The organism is Desulfobacula sp. (assembly GCF_021107415.1).
Genome location: NZ_JAIOSW010000502.1, coordinates 1 through 6512 on the forward strand (window position 1 = coordinate 1; position 6512 = coordinate 6512).

The window sequence follows — 6512 nt, forward strand, 5'->3', positions numbered from 1 at the left end:
CACGGGTGAGACCGGCAAAGCTTTTGGATAATGGGTTCTCGTTTCAACATGAAACACTTTTGCCTGCATTCAAAGATGTGCTTGGCAGATAGAATTTATATTTTTCAAATGAAAAACAACGAACACAAATAATTTTAAGAGTGCCTAATAATGAATATCAAATTAAAAATACTATTTTCCATATTAATGATCACAGCCCTTGTTTTTGGATTCATTCATATTTATTTCCCGGCAGATAATTATAGTTTTGAAAGGCTTCATATTTTTCTTTTTAATCTTTGTACCGGTGGCACCATCCTTTTGTATTACACACAGGGCAGGGTGAAAATCTCCAAAACCATCAAATTTTTTTTCTTGTGCTCGTTAATTTATGCTTTTTCTGCTTTTTTTAAAGTCTATCCTATAACCATTCTTATCTCGGTTCCGTTGTTTGTGCTGGTGGAAAAAATTCGCGTTGAGAAATTCTCACTTGTTCCAATACAGTTTATCAGCCTTAAAGAACCAGTAGCAGAAAAATTTCACCAGGCATCTTTGCTATGCCTTTCCATGGGGATTGTCATGGCATCCCTGGTTATTTTGAATAATGAATATTTCAAGTTTGTGACCATGGAAAAGCTGACCCTGAACACATTTTTTTTGGGATTTTCTTTTCCTTTGTCATTGATCACGCTTTCTCTGGTCTTTTCAATGTTAAAAAAAATAGAAGGATCGTCAGCCAAGGTAGTGATGGAGGTTTGTTTCTGGACCATTACCCTTGGGGTGATCATCTTCTTTATTTTCATTTTATTTGAAAAGTTTATCCCCCAGATTTTTATAACATCCGCACTTTTCACAGCAGTCGTTATAGTGTTTTTACTTTATACAAAGTTTGCACATAATATTCAGCAGAAACTCTTTTTAACTTCTGGAATCGGATTTTTGATTTTGACGGCCATTTCCGGCATTGTATATATCTGCATGCAGATGTCTGAAGGATATGATCCCCAAAAAATAAAATGGTTGCTTCACATGCATGTATTTGCCTCTTTATACGGCTGGAACCTTTGCGGCCTGTCTGTCATCTGCAGGTTTGATGATTTTCCAATAAAACTGCATTCTGTCACAGTGATAGGCATTCACTGGCTGACAGCCATTGTTTTCGCACCATTGGGCGTTTTTTACTCTTGGTTTGCAATCCTTGCCATTATTGGATATTCTTTTATTACGCTGACCCTGTTTTTTAGCAGTAATAAGAGGAAAATTGCAGATGAATAACCGGGAAAAACTTAAGCGTTTTTTAAGCCTTTTTTCAAGCAGTTCAAAAGTGCTTGTGGTGATCAATGCTGATCCCGATGCCATTGCCAGTGCCATGGCGGTTAAAAGATTGCTGTGGCGAAAGGTCAACGAGGTGTCCATTGCCCATTTTAACAAGATCAGCCGGCCGGATAACCTCGCCATGATTGAATATACAGAGCCTGGACTGATAGCTCTTGATGAGATAGATAAACAAGATTTTAATAGATTTGTGGTGGTGGACTCCCAGCCCGACCATAATGAACGGTTTGCCGAATTTAACTATGATGCCATTATCGATCACCATCCTCTTACCTGTGAGGATGCAACATACGTTGATATTCGACCGGATTATGGCGCTTGCTCCACCATTATGACACAATACCTTAAATCAAAAAAAATAAAACCCTCTCCCAGGCTTGCAGCAGCCCTGATGCTGGGGATTAAAACCGATACATCCGATTTTACCCGGCAGGCAGGCCTGAAGGATATCAAGGCATTTCAATACCTTTATCAGTTTGCGGATAATAATATTGTCACCAAGGTTGAAAGAACGGCATTGACCCAGGAAGATCTCGAATTTGTAGGACATGCCATAAAACAAAGAAAAGTGATTAACAATCGTGTTTTTTTCCATGCGGGAAACATCACCAAACCCGATGAACTGGTGGTTGTGGCAGATTTTTTTTTAACTCTTGCAAGGATTAACTGGAGTGTTATTTCCGGTGTTTATGAAAAAAAACTGATCATTATTATTCGAAATGACGGATTAAGAAAAGGTGCGGGAAATACGGCAAAAGAAGCGTTTTCCATGTATGGTTCAGCCGGGGGCCATAAGACAATGGCCAGGGCAGAGCTTGGGTTAAAGCTGATTCGAAAACAGATCAAAGCCGTTAACAAAAAAGCCCTTGGAGACTGGATCATATCGGTTATTGAGAAGACAGCCGGTAAGAAAATAGCATAATTTTTTTAAAGAGGTTGATTATCAAACAAAAGCCTGACAGAGCAAAAGCATTATCCACCAGTGAACAACGGTACCGGACCCTTGTTGAAACCATGGGGGACGGGCTAAGCGAAATTGATGAAAATCAGGTCACAACCTATGCCAATGAGATGCTTTGTCAAATGTGGGGACGTTCCAGGAATGAAATCATTGGAAAAAAAGTGGATCAATTTTTAGATGATGATAATAAGAAAATTCTTTCCCAGCAACTTGAAAAACGACGAAAAGGGGAGAGAAGACCTTATGAAATTATCTGGACAAAAAAAGACGGGTCTAAACTTCATACCATTATGACCCCAACCCCTTATTTTGATTCCAAGGGCAGTTTTAAAGGCAGCTTTGCGGTCATCACGGATATTTCAAAGCAGAAAAAAGAGAGAAGCCTGCTTGAGATGATGGTAAAACAGAGAACCCGGGAGCTTGAGGATAAAACAAAAAGCCTTGAGGAAGTGAATACAGCCTTAAGAGTCCTGTTAAGGAAAAGAGAAGAAGATAAAAGTATCCTTGAAGAAAGAATGCTGTTAAATGTCAGGGAACTGGTTATACCCTATATTGAAAGAATGAGACAAGCACCGCTCAATGAAAGGCAGGAAGGATGCCTGGATATCATGGAATCAACTTTGAACGACATTGTTTCCCCGTTTTTACATAAGTTTTCCCTGGAATTTTTAAATCTCACACCATCTGAAATCAAGGTAGCCAACCTGGTAAAATTTGGGAAGACAACCAAGGAAATAGCGCATATTTTAAATTTATCCGGGAAAACCATTGAATTCTATCGCAAGAGTATCCGGAAAAAGATTGGAATCACAAATAAAAATATAAATCTTAGAACTTTTTTGTTTACCACCAAATAACAGGTATATTTCATACCTGTTATTTCCCTGAAATATACCTCTTGCGGACTAATTTTGTACAGGATATGAAAGAGGTCAGGCAATTAATTTAACCTAAAGGAGATCATTAAAATGAAAAAACTATCGTATTTTTGGATTATTCCCGTTTTTTTAAGTGCATTTTTCTTTACTTCAATTCTTCATGCCAAACCCATTAAATTAACCTATTCCAATTTTTTTCCACCAACGCACATTCAAAGCAAACTGGCCCAGTCATGGTGTGATGAAGTAAAAAAACGTACCAATGGAGCTGTTATTGTAGAATATTACCCGGCACAGACCCTGACAAAAGCCAAACAGGTTTATAACGGCGTGGTTTCGGGAATGTCGGATCTTGGGCTCTGCTTGTTCGGGTATACACGGGGCCGCTTCCCGCTCATGGAAGCCGTAGATCTTCCACTTGGGTATAAAACCGGTATGGTTGCAACAATCGTCGCCAATGCGGTTTATGAAAAATTTAAGCCCAAAGAACTGGATGATGTCAAGGTAATGTATCTCCATGCCCATGGCCCCGGTCTTTTATATACCAAGGAAAAACCTGTGCATGTAATGGATGACTTGAAGGGGATAAAAATCAGGTCCCACTGCACAACTGCAAAAGTTGTCAAAGCGCTTGGCGGTATACCGGTCACCATGCCAATGCCTGAACTCTATCAAAGTCTTCAAAAAGGCGTGGTGGAAGGAGCGATTTATCCGATGGAAGTAAACAAAGGATGGAGAATGGCAGATGTCGTCAAATACGGCACATTTGATTATCCCATTGCCAATACCTCTACATTTTTTGTTGTTATGAATAAAAACAAATGGGCCGGCCTGCCCGATGATGTAAGAAGTATCATTACAGAAATTAATAAAATTTGGACTGTTAAACACGGGGAAGCCTGGGATACAAGTGATGCTGAAGGTGAAGAATTTTTGATTTCAAAGGGAGGAAAACTGATCACATTAACAGAACAAGAAGGTAAAAAGTGGAAAACAGCCATAGAACCCGTTATTGATGGTTATATACAAAAAACAGAAGAAAAGGGCCTTCCGGCCGGGGCAGCCGTGGAATTTATAAAAAGATTCCTGGAAAATTAAAATCAGCATCCATATTAATCAAGGAGCGGGTGTAAATGGAAAAAAAAACATTAAATTTACGTCAGGCAGACAGTGTCGAGATTATAACCCTTGTAGATAATTATTCAGATGTTCTTTTACAGGGCAGCAAGACCGTCATCCGCCCTCCCCTTGCCAGGGAGGGCGTCATTCCAAAAAATACTCTGTTGGCAGAACATGGTCTTTCTCTTCTGGTGAAGGTTCGGGCAAATGGAAAGACACATTCCATCGTACTTGATACAGGCTATACAAATGTGGCAGTTCCTTACAACCTTGACTATCTGGGGCTGACACTGGAAGAGGTTGAGGCAGTAGTTCTCAGTCACGGCCATATGGATCATGTCGGGGCATTAAAGGAAATTATTGCTTTGACCGGGGCAGGGACAAAACTCGTCCTGCATCCGGATGTTTTTCACCCCCGTGTCATTCAATTCACTGTAGAACAATTATCTTTCCCTGCGTTTCCATCCAGGGATGAGCTTAAAGACTGGGGAGCCGATGTGGTGGAAAATAAAAAACCGCTTCTGCTGGGGCAGGGATCTATTCTGGTTACGGGTGAAGTTTCCCGGACCACTTCATTTGAAAAAGGAATGCCGGGAGCCCTGATCAAATATAATGACGAGTTTATTTCAGATACATTTAAAGATGACCAGTCTCTAGTCATAGATCTTGGTAATAAGGGACTGGTTGTAATTTCCGGATGCGCCCACGCCGGCATCATAAATTCTGTTTTATATGCCGGGGAATTAACCGGTAACAAGAAAATTCATGCTGTAATCGGAGGGTTCCATTTGAGTGGAGCGATTATGGAACCCTCCATTGAGCCCACAATTGAAGAAATGAAAAAGATGGCGGTACAGGTGATTTCTCCAATGCATTGTACCGGGTTCAAGGCAATTACACGGTTTGCCGAGGAAATGCCCGATGCCTTTATTCTAAACAGTGTTGGCAGCAGGATCACACTTTAGCAATATTCCAAATCATTAATAAAGGATGGGTACAATGAATCATCAGGAATACTGGAATCCGGTTTTAGAAACAATGCCCCTGGAGAAACTTAAGCTTTTGCAGTTTAAAAAGTTTAAGCGAATATTAAACTGGGCCTATACCCACTCAAAATTTCACAAAGCACTCTATGATACGGCCGGGCTGACTCCGGATGATATTTGTTCCCTGGATGATATCAAAAAGGTTCCAAAAGTTGAAAAATCCATGATGAGAGGCATTCAGAATAAAGATCCTTTTCCCTATGGAGATGCCCTGTGTGTTCCTCTGGAAGAGGTTTCAATCTTTCGTCAGACTAGTGGTACCACGGGACAGCCGGTTTATCAGCCTGATACCTGGCAGGACTGGGAATGGTGGTCGGAATGCTGGTCTTTTGCTTTATGGGCCCAGGGATAACGCCCGAATGATCGCGTGTTTCTTCCATTTGGATATAATATTTTTGTGGCTTTCTGGGCCGGACATTATGCAGCAGAAAAGCTGGGCTGCGAAGTCGTTCCGGGTGGGGTTCTTGATACCCAGTCCCGTATATTAAAAATACAGGAATTAAATGCAACAGCCATGATGGCAACACCCACGTATGTCTTGAGGATGGCGGATGTGGCAAAGAACAAGATGGGAATAGACCCTAGTTCGCTGTCCATCAACAAGATTACCTGTGCCGGAGAACCGGGTGCCGGTATCCCCAGCACGAAAAAAAGAATGGAAGATGCCTGGGGTGCTAAAGTTTATGACCACTCCGGTGCCACGGAAATCGGTGCATGGTCATATGAGTGCAGCAAACAGCCCTGCGGTATGCATGTCAATGAAGCCATGTTTCTTGTGGAGATTGAAGACATTAAAACCGGTGAAATCATTGAAGAACCCGGCCGGAAGGGAAAGATGATCATTACTGCCCTGGACAGGATGGCTCAGCCCTGCATCCGGTTTGATTCCAAAGATGTGATAGAATGGGATCCACAGCCTTGCTCATGCGGCCGGTCATTTAGATTGATCCGTGGTGGTGTCATTGGCCGGGCCGATGATATTACAAAGGTAAAGGGAGTGCTGTTATCACCGGCAGCCATAGAAGAGGTGGTTCGATCCATTGATGGTCTTGGCGATGAATTTGAGGTGATCGTGGATAAACAAGGGGATGTTGACAGGATAAAGCTTAAAGTGGAACTTATGCCGGAGGTAACAAGGTTGAGTATTGAAAACGTTTTAAAAGACCAGTTGCGGCTGAAAACAAACCTGGGATA

General features: G+C 41.4%; 8 protein-coding genes. All 8 read left to right on the plus strand.

Features of this window, described 5'->3' with window-relative positions; all coding sequences use genetic code 11:
• The first annotated feature begins 5 nt into the window (after window positions 1-5).
• Window positions 6-92 carry a DUF1731 domain-containing protein gene (locus K8S13_RS24880; RefSeq protein WP_291466451.1) on the plus strand — a complete coding sequence of 29 codons (87 nt, stop codon included), beginning with the start codon at window positions 6-8 and terminating at the stop codon, window positions 90-92.
• A 58-nt stretch (window positions 93-150) separates the two neighbouring features.
• Window positions 151-1254, plus strand: coding sequence for a hypothetical protein (locus K8S13_RS24885; protein ID WP_291466439.1), 1104 nt, complete (start codon window positions 151-153; stop codon window positions 1252-1254).
• The gene (locus tag K8S13_RS24890; protein ID WP_291466441.1) at window positions 1247-2236 is read left to right on the plus strand and encodes a DHH family phosphoesterase; all 990 of its coding nucleotides are present in this window, start codon (window positions 1247-1249) and stop codon (window positions 2234-2236) included. Before K8S13_RS24885 ends, K8S13_RS24890 begins: the two co-directional genes overlap by 8 nt.
• A gap of 14 nt (window positions 2237-2250) precedes the next feature.
• On the plus strand, window positions 2251-3132 hold the full coding sequence (locus tag K8S13_RS24895) for a PAS domain S-box protein (protein WP_291466443.1): 882 nt from the start codon (window positions 2251-2253) through the stop codon (window positions 3130-3132).
• Between the two features lie 111 nt (window positions 3133-3243).
• Window positions 3244-4251 carry a TRAP transporter substrate-binding protein gene (locus K8S13_RS24900; RefSeq protein ID WP_291466445.1) on the plus strand — a complete coding sequence of 336 codons (1008 nt, stop codon included), beginning with the start codon at window positions 3244-3246 and terminating at the stop codon, window positions 4249-4251.
• Window positions 4252-4286: 35 nt separating this feature from the next.
• Window positions 4287-5237 carry an MBL fold metallo-hydrolase gene (locus K8S13_RS24905; protein WP_291466447.1) on the plus strand — a complete coding sequence of 317 codons (951 nt, stop codon included), beginning with the start codon at window positions 4287-4289 and terminating at the stop codon, window positions 5235-5237.
• A 34-nt stretch (window positions 5238-5271) separates the two neighbouring features.
• On the plus strand, window positions 5272-5670 hold the full coding sequence (locus tag K8S13_RS24910) for a hypothetical protein (RefSeq protein ID WP_291466449.1): 399 nt from the start codon (window positions 5272-5274) through the stop codon (window positions 5668-5670).
• A gap of 15 nt (window positions 5671-5685) precedes the next feature.
• Window positions 5686-6512, plus strand: an 827-nt coding sequence (locus tag K8S13_RS24915) for a phenylacetate--CoA ligase family protein (RefSeq protein ID WP_367172897.1), incomplete at its 3' end; no start/stop codon positions are given.

What these genes read in the sequence shown, in the direction of transcription:
- K8S13_RS24885 (WP_291466439.1), top strand. Translation starts at nt 151, where the DNA reads ATGAATATCAAATTAAAAATACTATTTTCCATATTAATGATCACAGCC.
- K8S13_RS24890 (WP_291466441.1), top strand. Translation starts at nt 1,247, where the DNA reads ATGAATAACCGGGAAAAACTTAAGCGTTTTTTAAGCCTTTTTTCAAGC.
- K8S13_RS24900 (WP_291466445.1), top strand. Translation starts at nt 3,244, where the DNA reads ATGAAAAAACTATCGTATTTTTGGATTATTCCCGTTTTTTTAAGTGCA.
- K8S13_RS24905 (WP_291466447.1), top strand. Translation starts at nt 4,287, where the DNA reads ATGGAAAAAAAAACATTAAATTTACGTCAGGCAGACAGTGTCGAGATT.
- K8S13_RS24910 (WP_291466449.1), top strand. Translation starts at nt 5,272, where the DNA reads ATGAATCATCAGGAATACTGGAATCCGGTTTTAGAAACAATGCCCCTG.